This window comes from Lentzea albidocapillata subsp. violacea, from assembly GCF_900100275.1.
In the GTDB taxonomy this organism is placed as follows: domain Bacteria; phylum Actinomycetota; class Actinomycetes; order Mycobacteriales; family Pseudonocardiaceae; genus Lentzea; species Lentzea violacea.
Genome location: NZ_FNET01000011.1, coordinates 66,311 through 90,311 on the forward strand (window position 1 = coordinate 66,311; position 24,001 = coordinate 90,311).

22 protein-coding genes and 1 riboswitch are annotated in these 24,001 nt (G+C 68.1%); of the genes, 7 read left to right on the plus strand and 15 right to left on the minus strand.

Features of this window, described 5'->3' with window-relative positions; genetic code table 11:
* Positions 1 to 280: 280 nt before the first annotated feature.
* A complete protein-coding gene (locus BLR21_RS23940) occupies positions 281 to 1,537 on the plus strand; it encodes an FAD-dependent oxidoreductase (RefSeq protein ID WP_090008479.1) in 1,257 nt (418 codons plus the stop codon).
* 30 nt (positions 1,538 to 1,567) lie between these two features.
* On the opposite strand, the gene BLR21_RS23945 is transcribed toward BLR21_RS23940, so the two are convergent.
* The 6 genes from BLR21_RS23945 to BLR21_RS23970 form a co-directional block, all read right to left on the minus strand.
* Positions 1,568 to 2,227, minus strand: coding sequence for a response regulator transcription factor (locus BLR21_RS23945; RefSeq protein ID WP_051770822.1), 660 nt, complete (start codon positions 2,225 to 2,227; stop codon positions 1,568 to 1,570).
* A gap of 67 nt (positions 2,228 to 2,294) precedes the next feature.
* The gene (locus BLR21_RS23950) at positions 2,295 to 3,053 is read right to left on the minus strand and encodes a fumarylacetoacetate hydrolase family protein (protein WP_090008481.1); all 759 of its coding nucleotides are present in this window, start codon (positions 3,051 to 3,053) and stop codon (positions 2,295 to 2,297) included.
* A 17-nt stretch (positions 3,054 to 3,070) separates the two neighbouring features.
* Positions 3,071 to 4,654 carry a citramalate synthase gene (gene cimA, locus BLR21_RS23955; RefSeq protein ID WP_256334898.1) on the minus strand — a complete coding sequence of 528 codons (1,584 nt, stop codon included), beginning with the start codon at positions 4,652 to 4,654 and terminating at the stop codon, positions 3,071 to 3,073.
* Positions 4,655 to 4,876: 222 nt separating this feature from the next.
* On the minus strand, positions 4,877 to 5,854 hold the full coding sequence (locus BLR21_RS23960; protein WP_090008485.1) for an ABC transporter substrate-binding protein: 978 nt from the start codon (positions 5,852 to 5,854) through the stop codon (positions 4,877 to 4,879).
* Positions 5,851 to 6,591 (minus strand): ABC transporter ATP-binding protein, encoded by a 741-nt coding sequence (locus tag BLR21_RS23965; RefSeq protein WP_090008487.1) that lies wholly within the window; start codon positions 6,589 to 6,591, stop codon positions 5,851 to 5,853. Before BLR21_RS23965 ends, BLR21_RS23960 begins: the two co-directional genes overlap by 4 nt.
* A complete protein-coding gene (locus BLR21_RS23970; RefSeq protein ID WP_245816239.1) occupies positions 6,591 to 7,613 on the minus strand; it encodes a FecCD family ABC transporter permease in 1,023 nt (340 codons plus the stop codon). The genes BLR21_RS23965 and BLR21_RS23970 overlap by 1 nt, the downstream gene beginning before the upstream one ends.
* A gap of 35 nt (positions 7,614 to 7,648) precedes the next feature.
* A riboswitch (cobalamin riboswitch) is annotated at positions 7,649 to 7,777 on the minus strand.
* Between the two features lie 93 nt (positions 7,778 to 7,870).
* Between BLR21_RS23970 and BLR21_RS23975 the strand changes: the two genes are divergently transcribed.
* Positions 7,871 to 8,290 carry a YciI family protein gene (locus BLR21_RS23975; RefSeq protein ID WP_090008489.1) on the plus strand — a complete coding sequence of 140 codons (420 nt, stop codon included), beginning with the start codon at positions 7,871 to 7,873 and terminating at the stop codon, positions 8,288 to 8,290.
* A gap of 69 nt (positions 8,291 to 8,359) precedes the next feature.
* Here BLR21_RS23975 and BLR21_RS23980 read toward each other — a convergent pair whose 3' ends face one another.
* The 4 genes from BLR21_RS23980 to BLR21_RS23995 all read right to left on the minus strand — a co-directional run bounded on the left by BLR21_RS23980 (position 8,360) and on the right by BLR21_RS23995 (position 15,653).
* Entirely contained in the window at positions 8,360 to 9,397 is a 1,038-nt protein-coding gene (locus tag BLR21_RS23980) for a 3-isopropylmalate dehydrogenase (RefSeq protein WP_090008491.1), read from the minus strand.
* A 303-nt stretch (positions 9,398 to 9,700) separates the two neighbouring features.
* A complete protein-coding gene (locus BLR21_RS23985) occupies positions 9,701 to 12,973 on the minus strand; it encodes a S8 family serine peptidase (RefSeq protein ID WP_090008834.1) in 3,273 nt (1,090 codons plus the stop codon).
* Between the two features lie 242 nt (positions 12,974 to 13,215).
* Positions 13,216 to 14,805 carry a phosphoglycerate dehydrogenase gene (serA, locus tag BLR21_RS23990; protein WP_090008493.1) on the minus strand — a complete coding sequence of 530 codons (1,590 nt, stop codon included), beginning with the start codon at positions 14,803 to 14,805 and terminating at the stop codon, positions 13,216 to 13,218.
* A gap of 236 nt (positions 14,806 to 15,041) precedes the next feature.
* Complete coding sequence (locus BLR21_RS23995; RefSeq protein ID WP_090008495.1) at positions 15,042 to 15,653, minus strand: TetR/AcrR family transcriptional regulator; 612 nt, start codon at positions 15,651 to 15,653, stop codon at positions 15,042 to 15,044.
* Positions 15,654 to 15,717: 64 nt separating this feature from the next.
* Here BLR21_RS23995 and BLR21_RS24000 point away from each other — a divergent pair, with 64 nt between their 5' ends.
* Both BLR21_RS24000 and BLR21_RS24005 read left to right on the plus strand, forming a co-directional pair.
* Positions 15,718 to 16,419 (plus strand): molybdopterin-dependent oxidoreductase, encoded by a 702-nt coding sequence (locus tag BLR21_RS24000; protein WP_256334899.1) that lies wholly within the window; start codon positions 15,718 to 15,720, stop codon positions 16,417 to 16,419.
* On the plus strand, positions 16,416 to 17,024 hold the full coding sequence (locus tag BLR21_RS24005; RefSeq protein ID WP_090008499.1) for a DUF2867 domain-containing protein: 609 nt from the start codon (positions 16,416 to 16,418) through the stop codon (positions 17,022 to 17,024). Before BLR21_RS24000 ends, BLR21_RS24005 begins: the two co-directional genes overlap by 4 nt.
* 8 nt (positions 17,025 to 17,032) lie before the next feature.
* On the opposite strand, the gene BLR21_RS24010 is transcribed toward BLR21_RS24005, so the two are convergent.
* From BLR21_RS24010 to BLR21_RS24025, 4 genes are all read right to left on the minus strand, one after another.
* Entirely contained in the window at positions 17,033 to 17,296 is a 264-nt protein-coding gene (locus tag BLR21_RS24010) for a DUF397 domain-containing protein (RefSeq protein ID WP_030479765.1), read from the minus strand.
* A gap of 69 nt (positions 17,297 to 17,365) precedes the next feature.
* On the minus strand, positions 17,366 to 18,379 hold the full coding sequence (gene ilvC / locus BLR21_RS24015; RefSeq protein ID WP_030479766.1) for a ketol-acid reductoisomerase: 1,014 nt from the start codon (positions 18,377 to 18,379) through the stop codon (positions 17,366 to 17,368).
* A 23-nt stretch (positions 18,380 to 18,402) separates the two neighbouring features.
* Positions 18,403 to 18,909, minus strand: a complete 507-nt coding sequence (ilvN, locus tag BLR21_RS24020) for an acetolactate synthase small subunit (protein WP_030479767.1) — start codon at positions 18,907 to 18,909, stop codon at positions 18,403 to 18,405.
* Positions 18,909 to 20,741, minus strand: coding sequence for an acetolactate synthase large subunit (locus tag BLR21_RS24025; RefSeq protein ID WP_090008500.1), 1,833 nt, complete (start codon positions 20,739 to 20,741; stop codon positions 18,909 to 18,911). Before BLR21_RS24025 ends, ilvN begins: the two co-directional genes overlap by 1 nt.
* A 232-nt stretch (positions 20,742 to 20,973) precedes the next feature.
* Between BLR21_RS24025 and BLR21_RS24030 the strand changes: the two genes are divergently transcribed.
* From BLR21_RS24030 to ilvD, 3 genes are all read left to right on the plus strand, one after another.
* Complete coding sequence (locus BLR21_RS24030) at positions 20,974 to 21,408, plus strand: PH domain-containing protein (protein WP_176929767.1); 435 nt, start codon at positions 20,974 to 20,976, stop codon at positions 21,406 to 21,408.
* Complete coding sequence (locus BLR21_RS24035; protein WP_090008504.1) at positions 21,405 to 21,830, plus strand: vitamin K epoxide reductase family protein; 426 nt, start codon at positions 21,405 to 21,407, stop codon at positions 21,828 to 21,830. Before BLR21_RS24030 ends, BLR21_RS24035 begins: the two co-directional genes overlap by 4 nt.
* A 77-nt stretch (positions 21,831 to 21,907) precedes the next feature.
* Positions 21,908 to 23,752 carry a dihydroxy-acid dehydratase gene (gene ilvD / locus BLR21_RS24040; RefSeq protein WP_090008506.1) on the plus strand — a complete coding sequence of 615 codons (1,845 nt, stop codon included), beginning with the start codon at positions 21,908 to 21,910 and terminating at the stop codon, positions 23,750 to 23,752.
* Here ilvD and BLR21_RS24045 read toward each other — a convergent pair.
* Positions 23,749 to 23,991 carry a hypothetical protein gene (locus BLR21_RS24045; protein ID WP_090008508.1) on the minus strand — a complete coding sequence of 81 codons (243 nt, stop codon included), beginning with the start codon at positions 23,989 to 23,991 and terminating at the stop codon, positions 23,749 to 23,751. The genes ilvD and BLR21_RS24045 overlap by 4 nt on opposite strands.
* Between the last annotated feature and the right edge of the window lie 10 nt (positions 23,992 to 24,001).

The window sequence follows — 24,001 nt, forward strand, 5'->3', positions numbered from 1 at the left end:
AACCAGTCGCACTCCTCCGTGCGCCGAAAGCAATAGCCCGGTCGAGTGTTGTTCGGCGACGCAGCGATCTCCGCCTGAGTGAGTGGCTCCGCGAGCGCGGCACTGTAGCCCGCGAAGCGACATTTCACACCAGTCGCAACCTTTTCGAGGCCTGGCCCACCAGACCGTCCACATTGGACGGACCCGAACGAGAGCCACGCCACTCGGAACCGGCTTGACGCACATCGTGATCACGAGCATGCTGGATTTATTCAACACCGGTTGAAAAGAGGGGATCGACATGGAGAGGACAACCTGCCTCGTCGTCGGCGGCGGACCTGCCGGAATGGTGCTGGGACTGCTCCTGGCCCGCGGTGGCGTCGAGGTCACGGTGCTCGAGAAGCACGGCGACTTCCTGCGGGACTTCCGCGGCGACACGGTGCACGCGTCGACGCTCACGCTGCTGGACGAGCTGGGGCTCGGTCCCGCGTTCGCGCAGGTGCCGCACCAGGACGTCGACAAGATCGAGGCGCTGCTCGACGGCGGCGCCAAGGTCACGGTCGCCGACCTGTCCCGGCTGCCCGGCCCGAACAAGCGCATCGCGATGGTGCCGCAGTGGGACTTCCTGGACCTGCTGGCGGACGCGGGCAGGCTCGAACCGGCGTTCACGCTGCGGATGAACACCGAGGTCACCGAGATCACCAAGAGCGGCAACAAGGTCACGGGCGTGAAGTACCGCGATCGCGTCGACGGGCACGAGGGCGAGTACGCCGCCGACCTCGTCGTCGCGGCGGACGGACGGAGCTCGATCCTGCGCGCCGCCGTGGAACTCCCGGTCTACAGCTTCGGCGCGCCGATGGACGTGTGGTGGTTCCGCTTGCCGCGCAACGAAAGCGACGCCGTCAAGGGTGGTGCAGGCAGGTTCAGCGCCGGCAGCGCGCTCGTGCTCATTCCACGCGGCGAGTACTTCCAGTGTGCCTTCCTGATCCGCAAGGGAACGGACCAGGCGGTGCGCGCCGAGGGCGTCGAGAAGTTCCGCGAACGAGTCGTCACGCTCATCCCGTGGCTCGCGGACCGGGTGGGCCACATCACCGACCTCGACGAGGTGAAGCTGCTGGACGTGAAGCTGGACCGGTTGCGGCAGTGGCACGTCGACGGGCTGCTGTGCATCGGTGACGCGGCGCACGCGATGTCACCGGTCGGTGGCGTGGGCATCAACCTGGCCGTGCAGGACGCGGTGGCGGCGGCGACCCTGCTTGCCAAGCCGTTGCGGGCGGGCCGGGTCACGAGCGCGACGCTCGCGAAGGTGCGCGGGCGCAGGCTCTTCCCGACCGTGGTGATCCAGACCGTGCAGCGGGTGATCCACCGGCTGTTCCTCGGTCGCAAGCTCAACAGCACCGAGACGGTCTCCAGCACGGGCATACCGTTGCCGCTCAGGATCGCGCAGAAGCTGCCGTTCCTCCAGGCGGTTCCGGCCTACGTGATCGCGATCGGCCCACGCCCCGAGCACGCGCCTGACTTCGCCAGGAGGGATCCGCAGACCATCGTCAGGTCATGACGAACGCCTCGGACGACCCGAGCACCATCGTCAGGTCGTGACGAACGCCTCGGACGACTCACCGAGCACCATCGCCACGGCGTGGGCGCGGTCACGGGCGCCCAGCTTGCGCAGAATCGCCTTCACGTGGGTCTTCACGGTGTCGTTGCTGATGAAGAGCCGCTGGGCGATGCGGGCGTTGTCCATGCCCTTCGCCATCTCGGCCAGCACGTCGAACTCCCGCGCCGACAGCCGGCCGAGCGACGCGGGTGGCGGCATCCGCGCGGGTAGGCGCACCAGCGACCCCACCCGCGCGTCGATCGTGGCGGGAGCACCCCGCACCGCGGCCGCGATCAGCGGTAACAGCTCGGCCACGGGCGAGGTCTTCAGCAGGTAGGCCACCGCGCCGGCGTCGAGCGCCGCGCGGGCCCAGCTCGGACTGTCCGCATTGGACAGCACGACGACGCGGGCGCCCGGCCGGTACTGCGCCGTGTCCCGCACGGTGCGCAGCGGTCCGGCGCCCGGCACGTCGAAGTCCGTGACGACCAGGTCCACCAGAGTGCCGCGCAGGCTGCGCGCAGCCTCGGCCACGGTGTGGGCGATGCCCACAACGCGGAAGCAGTGCGTGCGGTGCAGCGAAAGCCGCAGCCCTTCGGTGATGAGCTGCGATCCGTCGACCAGCAACACACGGGTGGACGCCAGGTCCGTCATGACACCGGGAAGTTACTCGCGGGTACCCGGATGCGTAACCTGCCGGACGACGGATTGCTCCGTACGGCTACCTATTTGCGACCGGATTGGTGAGCGTGCCAAGGCCGTCCACCGTCACGGAGACCGTCTGTCCGGCCCTGATCGGCCCGACACCGGCAGGCGTGCCGGTCAGGATCAGGTCGCCCGGCAGCAGCGTCATGATGCCGGACACGTACTCCACGAGTGACGGAATGTCGTGCACCATCAACGAAGTACGGCCGTCTTGTTTGACTTCCCCGTCAACTTCGGTGACGACGCGGACGTCGGACGGGTCGAAGTCGGTCTCGATGAACGGCCCCAAAGGGCAGAACGTGTCAAAACCCTTGGCACGCGTGAACTGCACGTCCTTCTTCTGCAGGTCGCGCGCCGTGACGTCGTTGGCGATCGTGTAACCCATGATCACGCTGGCGGCCTTGGCCTTCGGCACGTCGCGGCACGGCTGACCGATGATGACGGCCAGCTCGCCCTCGAAGTCGACGCGCTCGGACACGGCCGGCAGCTTGATCTCGACGTTCGGGCCGACCACCGAGGTGTTGGGCTTGAAGAACAGCAACGGCTCTGCGGGGACCTCGTTGCCGAGCTCCTTCGCGTGGTCGGCGTAGTTCCGGCCCACACCAATGATCTTGGTGGGCAGGATGGGGGCGAGCAGCCTCACGTCCGCCAACGGCCACTTCCGGCCGGTGAACGTGGGCGTGCCGAAGGGGTGTTCGGCGATTTCCGCGGCCTCGTCGCCTTGAACGGCGACGAAGGCCACGCCTGCGGGATGAGCAATTCGGGCGATGCGCACCCAGCCAGTTTACGAGGTCAGCTACTCCTCATGGATTTGTGCACCAACGCGTCACACAGCGCCAGCCAACTCGCCTCGACGATGTTCCCGTGCACACCCACCGTCGTCCACTCGCGTTCGCCGTCCGTCGACTCCACCAGGACGCGCGTCACCGCGTCCGTACCGGGATGCTCAGTGAGGATGCGCACCTTGTAGTCGGCCAGCTCCACAGTGTCCAACCAGGACAGATGCGGCAACAACGCCTTGCGCAGAGCCGCGTCCAGGGCGTGCACCGGCCCGATTCCCTCGGCGGTCGCGATGACCCGCTCCCCCGCCACGTGCACCTTGACCGTGGCCTCGGACACGATCTCGCCGTCCGACCGGTGGTCGAGCACGACCCGATAGGACTCCAGTGTGAACGGAGGAGTGTCCAGTTCGGACAGCTCGGAGCGCAGCAGGAGTTCCATCGAGGCGTCGGCGGCCTCGAACGACCAGCCCTTCGCCTCCAGTTCCTTGACGCGCTTCAACGCGCTGCCGACCTCGGTCCCCCGGCCGGCCAGGTCGAGCCCGAACTCACGTCCCTTGAGTTCGATGCTCGCCCGACCGGCCATCTCGGTGACCAGCACCCGCATGTCGTTGCCGACGGTGTCCGGATCGATGTGGTTGTACAGCTCCGGATCCACCTTGATCGCGCTCGCGTGCAGACCCGCCTTGTGAGCGAATGCTGACGACCCGACATAAGCCTGGTGGGTGTCGGGTGCGATGTTCGCGATCTCGGCCAACGCATGGGAGACACGGGTGAGCTCGGCCAGTGCCCCGATCGGGAGCACCTCCATGCCGAGCTTGGTCACGAGGTTTCCCACGACGGCGAACAGGTCCGCATTGCCTGCTCGCTCGCCATAACCATTGGCGGTGCACTGAACGTGCGTCGCGCCCGCCTGAACGGCCGCAAGTGTGTTCGCCACCGCGCAGGACGTGTCGTCCTGGCAGTGGATTCCTACCCGGAAGCCCGTCTTCTCGACGACCTCCGCGACTGTCTCGGCGAGACCCAACGGCAGCTGCCCGCCGTTCGTGTCGCACAGCACAACAACGTCCGCGCCACCCTCCACAGCGGACTCCAGCACGCGCAGACTCGTGTCCGGCGAGAACGCGTACCCGTCGAAGAAGTGCTCGGCGTCGAGGAAGACGCGCCTGCCGTGGTCCTTCAGGAACCGGACGGTGTCGCGCACCATCTTCAGGTTCTCGCCGGAGTCCGTGCGCAACGCGCGCTCGATGTGCCTGAGGTCCGACTTGGCCACCAGCGTCACCACCGGCGCCTGGGAGTCGAGCAGCGCCTTGACCTGCGGGTCTTCCTCGACCTTGACCCCGGCCTTGCGCGTCGCCCCGAACGCGACCAGCTTGGCGTGCTTCAACTCCAGGTCACCGGCCGCCGCACGAGCGAAGAACTCCGTGTCCTTGGGCATTGCGCCGGGCCAGCCGCCCTCGATGAACCCGACGCCGAGCCCGTCCAGCAGCCGCGCGACCGCGAGCTTGTCCGTGACGGAGTACGAAATGCCCTCACGTTGTGCGCCATCGCGCAACGTCGTGTCGTAGACGTGGAATGCGTCGGTCGGGCCGGCCATCGGGGTCATCTCCTCATCCGGGCAAACAAAAAGACCCCCCGCGGGATGCGAGAGGTCTGCGCGTCGGGTGCCAGGGGCGGCAACTACCCGACGCGCTCGTCAATAATGATGGCGACGTACTGAACCATGTCCGGGATGCTGCCACAGCTCGGCACGGCGTACCAAGCGACGGGAGGAAATCTCCCACTATCTGGTCACGGGTTCACCCCTGTGACCCGCGAGTCAGACCCCGGCCAGGAACTTCGCGAACGCCTCGATCGAAGCCGCGTTACGAGGCGACTCCACCAACGCCGCATAAGGCAACGAGAAGAACCGCTTCCCCTTGACCGCGGGCGAGTTGGCCAACGGCGCGAACCCCTCCAGGAACGCCTGCTTCTGCTCGGGAGTGTTCGCCTCCCCGTCCGCGTAGTCCACGATGAGCACGACCTCGGGATCACGCTGCACCACGGTCTCCCAGTTGACCGTGGTCCAGCTGTCGTTCAGATCCCCGAAGATGTTGTCGCCGCCGGCCTTCGAGATGACGTCCTGCGGCGCCGCGTTCTTCCCGGACGTGAACGGCTGGTCCTGTCCACTGTCGTACAGGAACACCTTCGGCCGGGGCTTCCCCTCCATCAACCGCCCGGCACGGGCGATCTGCTCCTGGTAGGTCTTCACCAGTTCCTCGGCCTTGGCCTCGACCCGGAAGATCTTCCCGAGGTTGCGCAGGTCCGTGTACAACGCGTCCAGCGCGGGCATGATGCCGCGCTGCTTTCCGACGCCGTTGCGGCAGGCCTCGGTGAGCTGGTAGGTCCCGATCCCCAGGGCCTTCAACGCGTCCGGGGTGAAGCCGGTGCTCTCGCTGAACCCGTAGTTCCAGCCGGCGAAGACCAGGTCCGCGTTCGCGCCCTGCACGACCTCCTTGGAGACCTTGTCGGACAGGTGCCGCACGCTCTCGAAGTCGGCCTTCCAGGGTGAGGTGCGCACGTCGACCGTGTCGACGCCGGAGACGACGTAGCCCGCCATCCGGTCCTTCAGGCCCAGCGCGAACATCAGCTCGGTGATGCCGGTGTCGTTCGTGACCACTTTGGACGGAATCTTGTCGAACGTGACCTGCTGGCCGCAGTTCGTGACCGTCACGGGGTCGGACGCGGAGGTGTCCGGGGCCACCGTGGCGCCGCAGCCGGAGACCAGCAGCAGCACAGCGCAGACAACGGTTCTCAAGGGGTGACCTCCTGGTCGAACAGAAGCTGGGGAACTCCCGTTGTGGGGTGAGCGACCACGTGCGTGGTGACGTGGAAGACCTTGGCGATCAGTTCGGGGACCAGCACCTCGGCCGGTGTGCCGGAGGCGACGACGCGGCCCTCGTCGAGGACGTACAGGCGGTCGCAGTAGGACGCGGCGAGGTTCAGGTCGTGCAGGACGGTGAGCACGGTGATGCCCAACCCTCGCGCGAGCCCGAGGACGTCGAGCTGGTGACGGATGTCGAGGTGGTTCGTCGGCTCGTCCAGCACGAGCACGCGCGGCTCCTGGGCGATCGCGCGCGCGATGAGCACGCGCTGGCGTTCGCCGCCGGAGAGGCTGAGGAAGCTGCGTGCGGCGAGATGCGAAACATCCACTGTGGCCAGCGCGTCGGACACCACCCGCGCGTCACGGGCGGGATCGCGGTCGTGCGGCAGGCGGCCCATCTCCACGACCTCGGCGACCGTGAAGTCGAACTCGACCTGCGACTCCTGGGTCAGAGCGGCGAGGTGACGGGCGACGTCGTGTCGCTTGTGGACGTTCTCGCCGTCGACCAGGACGGTGCCCGCGTCCGGCTTCAACGCCCGGTACACGCAGCGCAACGTCGTGGACTTGCCGCTGCCGTTCGGGCCGACGATGCCGACGACCTCCGCGGAGGCGTGCAGTGTGATGTCGGAGACGATGTTCCGGACGGTGACGCCGGTGAGCTCGATCCGCATCAGCTGCCTCCGAAGACGTAGGACCTGCGGCGCATCAGGAAGATGAAGCACGGCACGCCGAGCGCGGCCGTGATGACGCCGAGCGGCAGTTCCTCGGGCGCCGCGAGCATCCGCGCGGCCACGTCGACCCAGACCAGGAACGAGGCTCCGGCCAGCGGTGCGAGGGCGAGCACCTTGCGGTGATCGGCGCCCACGACCATGCGCGTCAGGTGCGGCAGCATCAGCCCGACGAACCCGACGGCCCCGCTGACCGCAACCAGCACGCCGGTCATGGCCGCGGTGACGATGAACAGGTGCGTGCGGAACCGGTTCACCGCCACGCCGAGGGTGGTCGCGGTCTCGTCGCCCATCGCCAGCGCGTTGAGCGGCCGCGCCTTGGTCGCCAGGTAGACGATGCCGGCCGCGGTCACGACGGCGGCGACGGGCAGCGACTGCCAGTTCGCCCCGCCGAGGCTGCCGAGCAACCAGAACATCGCCGCCCGCGCCGCCTCGCCGCGCGGTGCCTGGAACACCAGCAGCATCGCCACGGCGGAGAACCCGTATGCCAGCGCGGTTCCGGTCAGCACCAGCCGCAACGGTGTGAGCCCTCGGCTCGTGCGCGCGGTGATGTAGACCAGTGCGGTGGCGCCGAGGCCGGTCAGGAACGCACCCACGGACAGCGCGTAGACGCCGAGACCGGAGAGCACACCGAGCGTCGCCACGGCCGTCGCGCCCACGCTCGCGCCCGACGAGATGCCGAGCACGTACGGATCCGCGAGGGCGTTGCGGACCATCGCCTGGATCGCCACGCCGACGGTGCTCAGGCCCGCGCCCACGACGGCGGCCAGCAGGACACGAGGAAGTCGGATGTCCCAGACGATGTGGTACTGCCCGGCGAGGCCGGCGGGGATCGTGCCGCCGGTGATCGCCTCCCAGAGCAGGTCGACGGTGACGCCGAACGGAACGGAGACGGGGCCGAGCGCGACGCCCGCCACGATGCTGACGACGAGCACGCCGACGAGCGCGCTGATCTTGGAGATCACTTGGTCCTTCCCGCAGTCCACGGCGGAATCGGAAAACACAGGCCGGCCGTGTGCGGGTATTCGGGCTCGTCCTCACGAGGAGGCCTACCGTTGCGGGTCAGCGCCGGACTTCGACCGGACTTCCCCCACGCACGACTGATGCGACCCTACCTGCGGAAACAGAAAGTTCGAAAATTCTCCGGGTGTGATGTCGATCCAGTGCGGGGCCCGTTCGACCTCGGGATGTCAGAACCGGAACACCAGCAGGGAGACACACCGTGAAGTACATGCTGATCATGCGCGCCACCGACGAGGCCTTCGCGAACATGGGCGAGTTCGACTTCGACAAGATGCTGGAGACGGTCGGCGCGTTCAACGAGGAGCTGATCCGCGCCGGTGTCCTGCTGGCCGCCGAAGGACTTTCCGAGGCGTCCGAGGGCGTCGTCGTCGACTACTCCACCGAACCGCCGGTCGTCACGGACGGCCCGTACGGCGAGACCAAGGAGCTGTTCAACGGCTTCTACCTGCTCAACGTCTCCTCGAAGGAGGAGGCGGTCGAGTGGGCCAAGCGCATGCCGATGACCGGTGCCGGGTTCAAGACCGAGATCCGCCGGGTGCCGTCGATCGACGAGTTCCCGCAGGACAACGAGTGGATCCAGAAGGAGCGCGCGTGGCGTGAGGCCAACGGCCAGCTCTGACCAGCGCGCAGAAACGCCGAAGCCCCGGCCGGAGGATTCCGGCCGGGGCTTCAAAACGTCTGGCAGAACTCAGCCCGTGCGCACGTTCGACGACACGAGAGCCGCGAGCCTGTCACCGATCGCGTAGGTCTGACCCGGCGACTGGTGATCACGCGTAGCCAGATCGAACGCCACGGAGGCCTCGATCCGGCGGGCCGACTCGCGCTCGCCGAGGTGGTCGAGCAACAGCGCGACCGACAGCACGGCGGCCGTCGGGTCGGCAATGCCCTGGCCCGCGATGTCCGGCGCCGAACCGTGGACCGGCTCGAACATCGACGGGTTGCGCCTCGTCGCGTCCATGTTTCCCGACGCGGCCAGGCCGATGCCACCGGTGACGGCGGCGGCGAGGTCGGTCAGGATGTCACCGAACAGGTTGTCCGTCACGATCACGTCGTAGCGGGCCGGGTCGGTGACCATGTGAATGGTCGCCGCGTCCACGTGCTGGTAGGCCACGGTGACGTCCGGGTGCTGCAACGAGACCTCCTCGACGACGCGCGACCACAACGAGCCGGCGTGCGTGAGGACGTTCGTCTTGTGCACCAGCGTCAGGTGGCGACGCGGGCGGTTCGACGCACGGGCGAACGCGTCACGGACGACGCGCTCCACGCCGAACGACGTGTTGATCGAGACCTCGGTGGCGATCTCGTGCGGCGTGTCCTTGCGGAGCAGGCCGCCGTTGCCCGCGTACGGGCCCTCGGTGCCCTCGCGCACCACCACCATGTCGATCTCCTGCGGGTCCGCGAGCGGGCTGCGGACACCGGGGTAGAGACGAGCCGGGCGGAGGTTCACGTGGTGGTCGAGTTCGAAGCGCAGCCTCAGCAGCAGGCCCCGCTCCAGAATTCCGCTCGGCACCGACGGGTCGCCCACCGCGCCGAGCAGGATCGCGTCGTGCTGGCGAAGCTCCCCCAGCACCGACTCGGGCAACAACTCTCCCGTGGCGTGCCAGCGCGCCGCGCCGAGGTCGTAGCGAGTGATCTCGGCCGCCGGAACGACCTCGTTGAGGACCTTCAGGGCCTCAGCGATGACCTCGGGCCCGATCCCGTCTCCTGGGATCACTGCGAGCCGCATCCACACACCTCCCAGGTGTCAGTCCCCAATTGGTGGGACTACTTTCCTTCGCGAAAGGCTACCGGCATCCCGGGTGCTCACCGCATGCCGGACACCCCATCGGGGTGTTATCTCCCGTACTGCGGGACACCCACACGGCCCATACCCCGCTTTCGAGTGTCACTCGACCGCAGGAACGGGGTCGCGTCAAGGGGTGACGGCAGGCAGTTCCGGGCCGTGACATGCCGGGAGGCCCGGTTCCAAACGAAGAACCGGGCCTCCCGCAAAACATCCGATCTGGTGCCAGTGGCGCGGGCCACACCACTAGTAGGCGCCGCGCCCGCGCGACTTCACCAGGACGACCGACGCGCGGTCACCGTTGGCGTTGTGGTGGTTGAGCACCAGCAGGCCGTCGGACCTGTCGGCCTTGAGCGAGGCCTCGTCCTTGTTGACGACGAGCGCGGTGCCCGGCTTCGCGAGGTACGAGAGCGCCGCGTCGCCGCCGCCCTGCGCCCACAGGCCCGGCTTGAGCGGGTCGTAGGACAGGTTGCGGTCGATCACGTCGATCAGCTTGTTCGCGTTGCCCGGCGCCGGGTAGTAGCCGGCGGTGCCCACGACGTACGAGAGGCGGGCCGTGTCCTTCGACGCGTCGATGCCCAGGGCGCTCAGCAGCACCGGCAGGACGACGACGTTGGTGTCCTGGACGTTCGCGTCGACGTCGCCGAACAGGCCGTTCACACCCTGGATGTCGACGGTCTGGCCCGTCTTCAGGTCCACGGTGGACGCGACCAGCAGGTCGGTGTCGGTCAGGCGGGTCGCGAACACCTCGAAGTCCGCGGTGCCGTCACCGTTGGTGTCGATGTCGACGAACGGAATGGTGTTCTTGCCCAGGTTGTACCAGTTGCCCCAGGTCGCGACACCGAACGCGAGCAGCGCCTCCTCTGGCTTGCCCTGCGCCTTGGCCAGCGGGGCCGTGGAGGCCGCGCCGACGTAGCGGAGGTCGCCGCCCTTGGCGGTCTGGTTGAGGACGCAGTTCTCGGTGACGTTGCGCTTGCAGTCACGCAGCTTCGGCGACTGGGCCTGCAGCTCGAGGACGCTGATCAGCGAGCGGTAGGCCTGCGAGCCGGTGCCCTGGTCGATGCCCTTGCCGGACACGTTCAGCACGGCCTGCTTGTCGTTGCCGCGGAACTTGAGGCTGGACGCGGTCCTGATGTCCGCGACCGGCTTCGGCGCCGAGTAGACCGACAGGCGCAGCGGCACCGTGGCGCCGGAGACCGGCGTGAAGGTCACGCGGCCGGAGGCGTCCGCGAGGAACTGCCGCGGCACGTCGAGGTGGTTGGGCTCGACGGTCGAGTCGACCGTCTTGCGCAGCGCCTTCGGGTCGTCGATCTTCAGGGTGACCTTGACCTTCGCGACGCCGCGCGGGCTCAGCCTCACCTTGTCCTGCGAGAGCACGTAGCTCACGCCGGGGATCGTCGTGGCGGCGGTGTAGCCGACCGTGTACTCCACGGCCTTCGTGGACTTGTTGACGAGCTTGATGGTCTTGGACTTCGAGACCGGCCTGGAGACCTCGACGACGCCGAAGTTCGCGCTGACGTAACCGTTGTCCTCCTCGACGTAGGCGAGGACCTGGTTGTCGATCGCGGACTTGCCGTCCACGCGGCCGGTGCCGACCCGGTTGGGAGCGAAGGTCTTGCCGTTCTCCCGCACGTCCGCACCGGCGGTGTTCATGATCGAGGCCTTGACCTCCTCGAGCGTCCAGTCCGGGTGCGCCTGGCGGACCAGGGCGGCGATGCCGGCGACGTGCGGGGACGCCATCGACGTACCGGAGATGACCAGGCGGTCGTCGCCGGAACCGACGGCGGTCGACGAGATCGTGTCACCGGGGGCCGCGACGTCCGGCTTGATGGACTGGCCGCGGGTGCCACGGCTGGTGAACGCGCTCGGAGTGTCCGAAATGGACTGATCGTACGTCGGTGTGGAGGTGCGCAGCTCACCCGCGAGGCGGACGACCAGCGTGCCCGCGTCCAGCGCCGGGCGCACCGCGGTGGTGGCCGAGCCGGTGAACTGGAACATCGGGATGGCCGCGTTGCCGGCGATGCCCGCCGCGAAGTTCTCCAAAGTGGACGAGAGCAGCACACCCAGGCCGCCCGCGGCCTGCACGTTGTTGGCACGGACGATGGAACCGCAACGGCGCGTCGCGTCGTTGTCGTCCCACTCCAGCCAGACGAACCTGCCGGCGACCGCGTCGGTGAGGGGCTGGCAGCCGTCGAGGTTGCCGGCCTGCGTCAGCTTGACGACCGGCAGTTCCCTGTCGTAGCCCAGGTAGCCGGTGAAGTTCTGGCTGTACTGACCGGGCTTGAGGCCCTGGCCCTGCACCTCGGCGCCGTCGCGCAGCACGTACGAGTCGCGCGTCGAGGCCACGGTCAGCGCCTCGGGCGTGTTGCCCGGCGAGCCGCCGATGTCGTAGAGGTCACCGCCGTTGCCCGCGGAGAAGACCGGCATGACGCCGGCCTTGAACAGCTTCTTCACGAAGAGGCTGTCGGGGTCGTCCGGGGCGCCGTAGTCGGAGCCGAGCGACAGGTTGACCACGTCGAGGTGGTCGGAGAAGTCGCCGTCGCCGTCGGGGTCGAGCGACCAGTCGAGCGCCTGCGAGGTGACGTTGGTCGAGCCCTCGCAGCCGAAGACCTTCAGCGCGAAGATCTGGGCCTTCGGCGCGGTGCCGGGGCCGATCTTCATCGCGTTGAGCGTCGCGGCGTCGAGCTTCGTGTAGTCACCCTTGAACGTGCTGCCGTCAGGGTTCTCACCGAAACCGGCCGTGGTGCCCGCGACGTGCGAGCCGTGACCGTTGCAGTCGAGGGGGTTCGGGTCCGGCTTCGGTGTGTTGATCGCCGGGTCGGTGCTCTCCCCGTCGTAGTCCTCACCGACGAAGTCGTAGCCGCCGACGACCTTCGCGGTCGGGAAGTTCGGGTCCTTCGCGCGCGGGTCGACGGCCTTGAACGCCTCGACCGTGCCGGGGCCGCCGAAGTTCGCGTGCGTGTAGTCCACGCCCGTGTCGATGATGCCGACGCGGATGTCGTCGCCGAGCTTGCCGTACTGCTGCCAGACATTGAGCGTCCTGGTGAGCTGGACGGCGTTCGAGTTCTGGCGCTTCTTCGGCACGACCGGGTAGACCGCGAGGACGTCCGCGCGCTGCGCGAGTTCGCGAACCTTCTGCGCGTCGGCCTTCACGACGACGCCGGGGACGCCGTTGGAGGTGCGGTAGAGCTCCAAGGTTCGCGTGTCAGCGCTCTTGAGCTGGCCGACGACCTGATCCGCGGTGGCGGACACGTCGTTGCGGGCCTGCCTGGCGGCCTGCTTCGCGACTTCCTTGCCCTGGCTCTTCTTCTCGTCGAACGCGTCGACGGCCGGCTTGCGGTCGAGCGCGACGAACGCGGTGACCGCGCCGGTGGCGTTCAGCCGGGGAGAAACCTTGAGGTGCAACGCTTTCGCGTCCAACCCGTGCGCACCCTGCACCGGCTGCGCGAGCGGTTCGCCCTGCGCCTGTGCCGTGGCGGGTGCGATCAGCAAACTGGTGATGGCAGAGAACACCACCAGACTCGATCGTCTCTTCACAACGTTGCCCCAACCGAGGTGTGTGCCTTCGACCCGAATGGAAAAGTGCCGTGCCCTCTACGGCACCGGGTCAACCTCGTGGGGACGCTAATCGCTGATCGTGTCTCTGCGACTGCCCCGAAAGTATGAATGTGGTCTACGGATAGTTGCCTGTTACGACTTCGTTGTGAACAGCGATAGACACGGGAAGGGGACTTTGCGCGTCCCCTTCCCGTTTGTCGTGACTATCCGAAGTCGACAGAGCGAACGGTGCGCGCGCCGACGGAGGCACCGATCGGGTCGAGCACCTGGGTGTCGACCGGGCGGTCCACGCGCAGCACCATGACGGCGTCGTTGCCGGTCTGACTGATCTGCGCGGCCTCGATGTTCACGCCGGCCTCGCCGAGCAGCGTGCCGACCGTGCCCATGACACCCGGACGATCCGGGTACTCCAGAAGCAGCACGGTGCCTTCGGCCCTCAGGTCGAAGTTGCGGCCGTTGATGTTCACCAGCTTCTCGACCTGCGCGATGCCGCTGACGGTGCCGGAGACGCTGAACGTGCTGCCGTCCGCGTGCACGGACTTCACCGTGACGAGGCTGCGGTGGTTCGGGCTCTCGGTCTCCTTGACGAGCTCGACGCTCACGCCCAGGTCGGCCGCGAGGCTCGGTGCGTTCACGAACGTCACCTGCGACTCGACGACCTTGGAGAACACCCCGCGCAGCGCGGCGAGCGGCAGGATCGCGACGTCCTCATTGGACAGTTCGCCGCGGACCTCGACGGTGACGCTGGTCGGGGCCTTCGGCGACAGTGCACTGAGGACGGTGCCCAGCTTCTGGACCAGCGGCAGGTACGGGCGGACCTCCTCGCCGACCGCACCGCCCTGGACGTTGACGGCGTCCGGCACGAACTCGCCGGCGAGCGCGAGGATGGTGCTCTTCGCGACGTCGGTGCCCGCGCGGTCCTGCGCCTCGGCCGTGGACGCGCCGAGGTGCGGCGTGACGACGATGCCCGGGACGTTGAACAGCGGGCTCTCGGTCGTGGGCTCGGTCGAGAAGACGTCGATGCCGGCGCCGCCGACCTGGCCTTCCTTCACGGCGTCGGCGAGGGCCTGCTCGTCGATGAGGCCACCGCGGGCGGCGTTGACGATGATGACGCCGCGCTTGGCCTTGGCCAACTGCTCCGCGCCGATGAGCCCCTTGGTCTCCGGCGTCTTCGGCAGGTGGATGGAGATCGCGTCGGCACGCTCGAGCAGCTCTTCGAGGCTGACGAGCTCGATGCCGAGCTGGGCGGCGCGCGCGGCGGACACGTACGGGTCGTAGGCGATGAGCTCGACCCCGAACGCGGCGATGCGCTGCGCGAACAGCTGGCCGATCTTGCCGAGGCCGACCACGCCGACCGTCTTGCCGTTGAGCTCGACGCCGTTGAACTTGGAGCGCTTCCACTCGTGGTTCTGCAGCGTCTCGTGCGCGGCCGGGATCTGACGCGCGACGCTCAGCAGCAGCGCGACGGCGTGCTCGGCGGCACTGACGATATTGGACGTCGGCGCGTTGACGACCATCACGCCGTTCTGCGTGGCGGCCGGAACCTCGACGTTGTCCAGGCCCACACCCGCGCGGGCCACGACCTTGAGCTTGCGCGTGGCCGCGAAGACCTCGGCGTTCACCTGGGTGGCGGAGCGGACGAGCAGGGCGTCCGCGTCGGCGACCGCGCTGAGGAGGGCTTCTCGGTCGGTGCCGTCTACGTGGCGCACTTCGACGCCGTCACCGAGAGCGTCCAGCACGGACGGCGCGAGCTTCTCGGCGATGAGGACAACAGGTCGGCTCGTGTTGCTCACGGACATCGCTCCCAGGAAGGGTCGGATCGTGGGGCGCGGGCGTGGTCGGGGGCGGCTGGCCCGCGCCGACCGGAGCACCGCAATGTGTCCGGACTGTTAACGAGCATAGACACCGGCCTTGCGCGCGCATTCCGCCGGGTGGCTCAGGTCACCGTCCGCGTCCTGCAGTATGGGACGGGTGGGGCTGGACGTGCCGTTCACTCGCCAGTGTGACGCCCAGGGCTTGGGACGGGGCGTTACGGCTGACCGGTGGCGACGGCTCGAACGCCGCGAAGGACGACATCGATGACCACCTCCGCCTCGGCACGAGCAGCCTGCGGATCGGCGGCCTTGGCGATGTACAGGGCTGAGCCGTAGAGGCCTCCCAGCGCGACGTGCGCCAACGGGTCGACCGTGACACCAGGCAGGGCGCCGCTGGCGACCAGCGGGGTCAGCACGACACGCAACATCGGCAGCTCGATGCCCTCCATGCCGCCCTCCCACGAGTTGGCGGCCATCACCGCCACGCTGTCGATGATCACGATCCGCCGGAAGGCCGGCTGCAGGCACGCGTCGAGGAACGCGGACAGACCCGCCCGCACCGCGTCCCACGGATCGTCCTCCGCCACCGCCGCGGACAGCACGGCCTCGGCGGTCTCGTCCAGCACGACCTCGAAGACCGCCTTGAACAGCGCGTCCTTTCCACCGAAGTGGTGATAGAGCGCGCCCTTCGCCAGGCCTGCCCTCTGCACGATCTCGTCGATCGCGGTCGCCGCGAAGCCCTGCTCGACGAACAGCTCCCGCGCGATCGTGACCAGCAGCTCGCGCGTGGCCTCCGCCTGCCGTTCCCGTAGCCGCTTGACAGTCACCGGACCATCTTAAAGACTGACCATCAGTCGGTGACCGACCGTCGGTCGGTGAAGGGGGTAAACGGTGAGGACTCATCCACCCGGACAGAAGACGCTGCCGCCCGGACAACGGCGCGTCGACGGATTCCCGCGTTTCGGAACGCATCTGCACCAGCCGGCGCCTCCCGTGCCCGACGACCCCGTGATCACCATCAGCGGCGCGGTGCTCGCCCCCTCCGAGGTGCGGCTGGCGGACCTGTCGGCCCTGCCCCGCAGCGAGATCGTGGCCGACTTCCACTGCGTCGCCGGGTGGACCGCGACCGGCCTGCGCTGGGAAGGCGTGCGGTTCGCCGACTTCTATCGCCGGTTCGTCGAACCCGCGCTGGAGCCGGGGATCACCGTCACCCACCTGGTGTTCGAGGGCCTGGACGGAGCCGCCTCCGTGGTCGAGCTGCGGGACGCACTCGCCGACGACGTGCTGCTGGCTCAGCGGCTGAACGGTCACCCTCTCGACAGCGACCACGGCGCTCCGATACGGCTGGTCAGCCCGGCGCAGTACGGCCACGTGAGCACCAAGCACCTCTGCATGATCGAAGTGTGCTCGGCGCTGCCGACGCACCGACTCGGTACGCGCGTTCTCGACCGTCTGCTCGAGGGGCACCCACGGGCACGCGTAGAGCACGAGGAACGCCACGGCCGTATAGCCGGGCGGCTGGTGCGGCCGTTCTACCGCGCCCTCATCCGCCCGATCCGTTATCTCAGCGCGAAAGGAGCGCAAAGCAGATGAGAGTTCCCAACGACGTGCTCAAGACCCAGCGCTGGGTCATCAGCGACATCGTCCACGACTTCGAGGTCGAGGACGTCTGGGCTCTTCCCATCGATGGTGGGCCCGACGACTTCGACAATGTCATCGGCCTCATGGCAGCCATGGACTTTCCCGGTTCAGCGCCACTGCCGGTACGCGTGCTGTGGGGAATCCGCGATCTGCTCGGCCGCCTGTTCGGACTCGGGCGCGTGTCGACGTCAGCCGATGACGCCGGCACCTGGCCACCCGTCCCCGGCACCGGCGAGCCGTCCCTGTCCGTCCGCGTGCCAGCGGAACTCCGTGACACGTCGACGGATTCCCGCCTCACGGACAAGCCGTTCCGGCCGATGTACCGCACCGGGACCGAGTTCGCCGAGGAGATCTCGAACCGGACGATGTACGGCGTGATGCACCTGGCCTGGGTGGACCAGGGCGGCGGCCGGTACCAGGGACAGATGACCGTCTACGTCAAGCCGCGCGGTGCCGCCGGCAGGGCGTACATGGCTCTCATCAAGCCGTTTCGCTACGCGATCGTCTATCCGGCGCTCATGCGGTACATCGAACGATCCTGGGCCCGGCGCGCATAGGCTCCTGCCTACCAGGGCTCGTCGAACTCCCCGTCCTTCGCGCCCAGCACGAAGGCGTCCCACTCGGCCATGGTGAAGGTCAGGACGGGATCGAGCTGCTTGGAGTTGCGCATGGCGACGTACGTGGCGCCGTCGGTGTGCTCGATGAAGGCGATCTCGACGTGGCCGTCTTCCGGTTCCGGCTCCGGCGGCCGCTTCCACTGCGCGTCGCGGAGGTCCAGCTTGCCGCGCACATGGGCCTTGTCGTCGTAGATCGGCGCACTTTCGGTCATGCGGAAAACGCTAGCGGAAAGGCCCGCGGAGCGTCACACGCGCTCCACGGGCCTCCCTTGACAAAAGACTCAGGCGGTCTCGGTGATCGGCCGGTCCACCCACGACATCATGTCGCGGAGCTTCTTGCCGGTGACCTCGATCGGGTGGTTCTCACCCTCCTGCTGGAGCTTCTTGTAGTTCGCGCGGCCGTTGTCGTCCTCGGCCACCCACTCGTTCGCGAAGGTGCCGTCCTGGATCTCGCCCAGGATCTTCTTCATCTCCTCCTTCACGGAGGCGGTGACGACGCGCGGGCCGCGGGTCAGGTCACCGAACTCGGCGGTGTCGGAGATCGAGTAGCGCATGCGGGCGATGCCGCCCTCGTACATGAGGTCGACGATCAGCTTGAGCTCGTGCAGGCACTCGAAGTACGCGACCTCGGGGGCGTAGCCCGCCTCGGTGAGGACCTCGAAACCGGCCTGCACCAGCGCGGAGGCGCCACCGCAGAGGACGGCCTGCTCGCCGAAGAGGTCGGTCTCGGTCTCTTCCTTGAACGTCGTCTTGATGACGCCGGCGCGCGTGCCGCCGATGCCCTTCGCGTACGAGAGGGCGAGGGCCTGGGCGTTGCCCGAGGCGTCCTGCTCGACCGCGATGAGCGCCGGAACGCCCTTGCCGTCGACGAACTGGCGGCGCACGAGGTGGCCGGGGCCCTTCGGCGCGACCATGGCGACGTCCACACCGGACGGGACCGTGATGAGGCCGTAGCGGATGTTGAAGCCGTGGCCGAAGAAGATCGCGTCGCCCTCGTTGAGGTTCGCGGCGATCTCGTCGGCGTAGATGTGGCGCTGCGCGGTGTCCGGCGCCAGGATCATGATCACGTCGGCCCACGCGGAGACCTCAGCCGGCGTGCCGACCTCCAGGCCCTCTTCCTCGGCCTTGGCGCGGGACTTGGAGCCCTCCTGCAGGCCGATGCGGACCTCGACGCCCGAGTCGCGCAGGGACAGCGCGTGGGCGTGGCCCTGGCTGCCGTAGCCGATCACGGCCACCTTGCGGCCCTGGATGATGCTCAGGTCGGCATCGTCGTCGTAGAAGATCTCGACGCTCACAGTATTTCCTTCTTTCTGGATTTCTAACGAACCGCGGTGGCGGTGATGGAACGAGCGCCACGGCCGATGGCGACCATGCCGGACTGGACGATCTCGCGAAGCCCGTAGGGCTCCAGCATGCGCAGCAGCGCGTCGAGCTTCTCAGAAGTCCCGGTGGCCTCGATCGTGACCGCCTCAGGCGAGACGTCGACGACCTTCGCGCGGAAGAGCTGGACGGTTTCGAGGACCTGCGACCGCACCGTCGCGTCCGCACGAACCTTAATCAACACCAGTTGCCGCTGAACGGAAGCACTCGGCTCCAGCTCGACGATCTTGATGACGTTGATGAGTTTGTTGAGCTGCTTGGTCACCTGCTCCAGCGGCAGCTCGTCGACCGACACCACGATGGTCATGCGGGAGATGTCGGGGTACTCGGTGCGGCCGACCGCGAGCGACTCGATGTTGAAGCCGCGGCGGGAGAACAGGCCGGCGACGCGCGCGAGCACACCGGGCTTGTCCTCGACCAAAACGCTCAGTGTGTGCCTGGTCATCACAGGTCCTCATCGAACAGGGGGCGGATGCCGCGGGCGGCCATGATCTCGGAGTTGCCGGTGCCCGCCGCGACCATGGGCCACACCTGGGCGTCCTTGCCGACGACGAAGTCGACGACGACCGGGCGGTCGTTGATCTCCAGCGCCTTCCCGATCACCTCGTCCACCTCCTCGCGTGTCTCGGCCCGCAGGCCCGCACATCCGAGGGCTTCCGCCAGGAGCTTGAAGTCTGGGATGCGGTGCTTGTGCGTCCCCAGATCCGTGTTGGAGTACCGCTCGCCGTAGAACAGCGTCTGCCACTGGCGGACCATGCCCAGGTTGCCGTTGTTGATCACGGCGATCTTCACCGGCAGGCCCTCGATGGCGCAGGTGGCGAGCTCCTGGTTGGTCATCTGGAAGCAGCCGTCGCCGTCGATGGCCCACACCGTGCGGTCCGGCTGGCCTGCCTTGATGCCCATCGCGGCGGGAACGGCGAAGCCCATCGTGCCGAGGCCGCCGGAGTTGATCCACGTGCGCGGGTGCTCGTACTTCACGAACTGCGCCGCCCACATCTGGTGCTGGCCGACGCCGGCGGTGTAGATCGTGTCCGCCGGGGACAGCTGACCGATGCGCTCGATGGCGTACTGCGGCGACAACGTGCCGTCGTCCGGCCAGTCGTAGCCGAGCGGGAACGTCTCGCGGATCGAGTTCAGCGTCGCCCACCACGGCGCGAGGTCGACCTTCGTCGCCGTCTCGCGCTCGGTGCGCAGCGCGTCGATCAGCTCGGTGATGATCTCCTTGCAGTCACCGACGATCGGCACGTCGGCGCGGCGGTTCTTGGAGATCTCGGCCGGGTCGATGTCCGCGTGGATGATCTGCGCGTCCGGCGCGAACGAGTTCAGCTGGCCGGTGACGCGGTCGTCGAAGCGGGCGCCCAGTGCGATCAGCAGGTCCGACTTCTGCATCGCCGCGACGGCCGCGACGGTGCCGTGCATGCCGGGCATGCCCATGTGCTGCTCGTGCGAGTCCGGGAACGCGCCGCGCGCCATCAGCGTCGTGACGACCGGAATGCCGCTCTCCTCGGCGAGGCGCAGCAGCTCGGCGTGGGCGTCGGCCTTGATCACACCGCCGCCGACGTAGAGAACGGGCTTGTGGGCGGCCACGATCAGCTTGGCCGCTTCACGCACCTGCTTGCCGTGCGGCCGGGTCGTCGGCCGGTAACCGGGTAGGCGCATCTCGGGCGGCCACGAGAAGCTGGTCTGCTCCTGCAGCACGTCCTTCGGGATGTCGACGAGGACCGGGCCGGGCCGGCCGGTCGACGCGATGTGGAACGCCTCCGCGATCGCCCGCGGGATGTCCGCCGGGTCGGTCACGAGCACGTTGTGCTTGGTGATCGGCATCGTGATGCCGCAGATGTCCGCCTCCTGGAAGGCGTCCGTGCCGATCAGCGGCCGCGACTGCTGGCCGGTGATCGCGACGATGGGCACGGAGTCCATGTTCGCGTCCGCGATCGGGGTGACGAGGTTGGTCGCACCCGGACCCGAGGTCGCCATGCAGACCCCGACCTTGCCGGTGGCCTGCGCGTAACCGGTCGCCGCGTGTCCCGCGCCCTGCTCGTGGCGGACGAGGATGTGCCGGACCTTCGTGGAGTCCAGCAGCGGGTCGTACGCGGGAAGAATCGTCCCGCCCGGAATGCCGAACACCACTTCACACCCGACCGCCTCAAGCGAGCGGACGAGGGACTGCGCCCCGGTCACTCGAATCGGCGCGCCAGTGGGCGGAGCCGGTTTGGGCCGCGGACCTGGACGTGGCGACGAGGGCTCGGAAGCCTGTCGCGATGGTGCGCTGGTCATTGGTTTGCCTCGTGGGTATCGGGGTCCGGACACGAAAAAACCCTCGACAACCCGAAGTTGGGTCGTGCGAGGGTCGCGCGTCGACGCAGGCTGTTCGGCTCAGGCGTCGACGCGCCTGAGAAGTACGAGAACGAGCGTGCGCTGCATGAAGCGGACGTTATCGCCTCGCGCAAGAGTGCGTCAACTCTGCGGGATGGAATTCCCGGATCGTGGACGTGGAACAATCCTTCGAGTGAAGAAGCTGGTCTTTCGCATCCCGGCAACGGCGCTGCTCGCAGCGGGTCTGATCGCCATCTGCGTCACCCCTGTGGCGTGGCTCGCTCCGGGGCTGCAAGCGCTCTACGTCCTGCCGCTCGGCTACGCGTACTGGGTGGTCCGCAACCGCACGACGGTCACCGAGGAGGAGATCGTCGCGCGCGGAGTGTTCGGCACGACGACGCTCAAGTGGTCCGAGGTGAAGTCGATCCGGCTGGTCCAGAAGGGCTGGCTCAGGGCCGTGCAGGACGACGACTCCGAGGTGACGCTGCCCGCGGTGCGGTTCATGCACCTGCCGGCGTTGTCGTTGGTCAGCGGCGGGCGGGTGCCCGACCCGACGGTCAAGGAGGAACCCGTCGCGGAGGAGCCCGCCGAAGACGCCGCGGAAGAGGTCGTAGAGTCGGAGAAGTGATCAAACGAGTTCCGCTGCTGAGCCTGCTGCTGTCCATCGCAGGCCTGCTGACCTCGGCTTACCTGACGTACACGCACTTCGACGCGAACGCGCTGCTGTGCTCGGCCGACTCGGTCATCGACTGTGAGACCGTGACCACGAGCGAGCAGTCGGAGCTCCTGGGCATTCCCGTCGCGTTCCTCGGACTGGCCTTCTTCGCGTTTCTCACCGTGATCTGCCTCCCGTTCGCGTGGCGGATCGACGCCCTGCGGTGGGTGCGTCTCGCGGCGGTCGGCGTCGGCGTGCTGATGGTCGTCTACCTGGTGGCCGCCGAGTTCCTCATCATCGGCAAGATCTGCCTGTGGTGCACCGTCGTGCACGTGATCACGCTCGCACTGGCCTGTCTGCTGGTCGCCGCGAGTCTGCGCCCAAGTAACCTTTGAGGCACCGCTCCCAGACTGATGGACGCCTCACCCCCGCGTCCCGCGCGCTTCTTTCTTGAACTGAATCTGGAGGAGCAGTGCCTCAGCTCCGCTCTCGCACCACCACTCACGGCCGCAACGCAGCGGGTGCCCGCGCCCTCTGGCGCGCGACCGGCATGACCGACAGCGACTTCGGCAAACCGATCATCGCGATCGCCAACTCCTACACGCAGTTCGTGCCGGGCCACGTGCACCTGCGCGATCTCGGGGACATCGTGGCCGAGGCGGTGCGCGAGGCGGGCGGTGTCGCACGCGAGTTCCACACCATCGCCGTCGACGACGGCATCGCCATGGGCCACAGCGGGATGCTCTACTCGCTGCCCAGCCGCGAGATCATCGCCGACTCCGTCGAGTACATGGTCAACGCGCACCAGGCCGACGCGATCGTGTGCATCTCGAACTGCGACAAGATCACCCCCGGCATGCTGAACGCGGCGATGCGGCTCAACATCCCCGTCGTGTTCGTGTCCGGCGGGCCGATGGAGGCCGGCAAGGCCGTCGTCGTCGAGGGTGTCGCCGTCGCGCCGACCGACCTGATCACCGCGATCTCCGCCTCGGCCTCCCCCGCGGTGAGCGAGGAGGGGCTCTCCGAGGTCGAGCGCTCCGCGTGCCCGACGTGCGGTTCCTGCTCCGGCATGTTCACGGCGAACTCCATGAACTGCCTCACCGAGGCCCTCGGCCTGTCGCTGCCGGGCAACGGTTCCACGCTGGCCACCCACGCCGCGCGCCGCGAGCTGTTCTCCGAGGCCGGCCGCGTGGTCGTGGAACTGTGCAGGCGCTGGTACGGCGAGGACGACGAGTCGGCGCTGCCGCGGTCGATCGCGAACCGCAAGGCGTTCGAGAACGCGATGGCCCTCGACATGGCCATGGGCGGCTCGACGAACACCGTGCTGCACATCCTCGCCGCCGCGCAGGAGGGCGAGATCGACTTCACGCTGCAGGACATCGACGACCTGTCCCGCCGCGTGCCGTGCCTGTCCAAGGTGTCGCCGAACTCCGACTACCACATGGAGGACGTGCACCGGGCCGGCGGAATCCCCGCGCTGCTGGGCGAGCTCTACCGCGGCGGCCTGCTGCACGACGACGTCACGTCGGTGCACACGCCGACGATGGCGGAGTGGCTCGGCAAGTGGGACATCCGCGCTGCGGAGCCGTCGCCCGAGGCCATCGAGCTGTTCCACGCCGCTCCCGGTGGCGTGCGCACGACCGAGGCGTTCTCGACGTCGAACCGCTGGTCCTCTTTGGACACCGACGCGGCCGGCGGCTGCATCCGCGACATCGAGCACGCCTACACGCGCGACGGCGGCCTGGCCGTCCTGCGCGGCAACCTGGCCGAGCGCGGCGCGATCATCAAGGCCGCGGGCATCGACGAGGAGCTGTGGCACTTCGAGGGCCCGACGCGCGTCGTCGAGTCCCAGGAGCAGGCCGTCTCGGCGATCCTCAACAAGGAGATCCAGGCGGGCGAGGTGCTGGTCGTGCGTTACGAGGGCCCGTCCGGCGGCCCCGGCATGCAGGAGATGCTGCACCCGACGGCGTTCCTCAAGGGCTCCGGCCTGGGCAGGAAGTGCGCGCTGATCACGGACGGCCGGTTCTCCGGCGGTTCGTCGGGTCTGTCGATCGGCCACATCTCGCCGGAGGCGGCGGGCGGCGGCACGATCGGTCTCGTCGAGAACGGCGACCGGATCCTGATCGACGTCCACGAGCGGCGCCTCGAGCTGCTGGTCGACGCCGACGTGCTGGCCGAGCGCCGCGCGAAGATGGAGGCGTCGGAACGGCCGTGGCAGCCGGTGGACCGGGTTCGTCCGGTGACGGCGGCGCTGCGGGCGTACGCGCGGATGGCGACGGACGCGTCGACTGGCGCAGTGCGCAACCCGGACCTCTAAAGAGCCAGTGCGAGCGCCATAGCGGCGCCGAACACGAGCCAGCCCGTCAGCGGACCGCTGACGGGCTGGTCTGTCTTCTTGACCATGACGCCGCTGACGATGAGCCCCGCGAGGAGCCCGAGCGGCGGTAGCAGGGATTTCGCGGTGAGCCCGAACGGGAACGCCAGCAGGTAGACGACCGGTATCCCGATCACGAGCAGGGTGAGCTGGAGCAACGCTCCCGTCAGGTTCTTCCGCACAGGGTTGTTC

Excerpts from the sequence above, each read along its gene's own strand:
- ilvN (WP_030479767.1), bottom strand. The coding sequence starts at position 18,909 with ATGACCAGGCACACACTGAGCGTTTTGGTCGAGGACAAGCCCGGTGTG.
- BLR21_RS24005 (WP_090008499.1), top strand. The coding sequence starts at position 16,416 with ATGAGAGTTCCCAACGACGTGCTCAAGACCCAGCGCTGGGTCATCAGC.
- BLR21_RS23945 (WP_051770822.1), bottom strand. The coding sequence starts at position 2,227 with ATGACGGACCTGGCGTCCACCCGTGTGTTGCTGGTCGACGGATCGCAG.
- BLR21_RS24010 (WP_030479765.1), bottom strand. The coding sequence starts at position 17,296 with ATGACCGAAAGTGCGCCGATCTACGACGACAAGGCCCATGTGCGCGGC.
- BLR21_RS23965 (WP_090008487.1), bottom strand. The coding sequence starts at position 6,591 with ATGCGGATCGAGCTCACCGGCGTCACCGTCCGGAACATCGTCTCCGAC.
- BLR21_RS23980 (WP_090008491.1), bottom strand. The coding sequence starts at position 9,397 with ATGCGGCTCGCAGTGATCCCAGGAGACGGGATCGGGCCCGAGGTCATC.
- BLR21_RS24025 (WP_090008500.1), bottom strand. The coding sequence starts at position 20,741 with ATGACCAGCGCACCATCGCGACAGGCTTCCGAGCCCTCGTCGCCACGT.
- cimA (WP_256334898.1), bottom strand. The coding sequence starts at position 4,654 with ATGGCCGGCCCGACCGACGCATTCCACGTCTACGACACGACGTTGCGC.
- BLR21_RS23940 (WP_090008479.1), top strand. The coding sequence starts at position 281 with ATGGAGAGGACAACCTGCCTCGTCGTCGGCGGCGGACCTGCCGGAATG.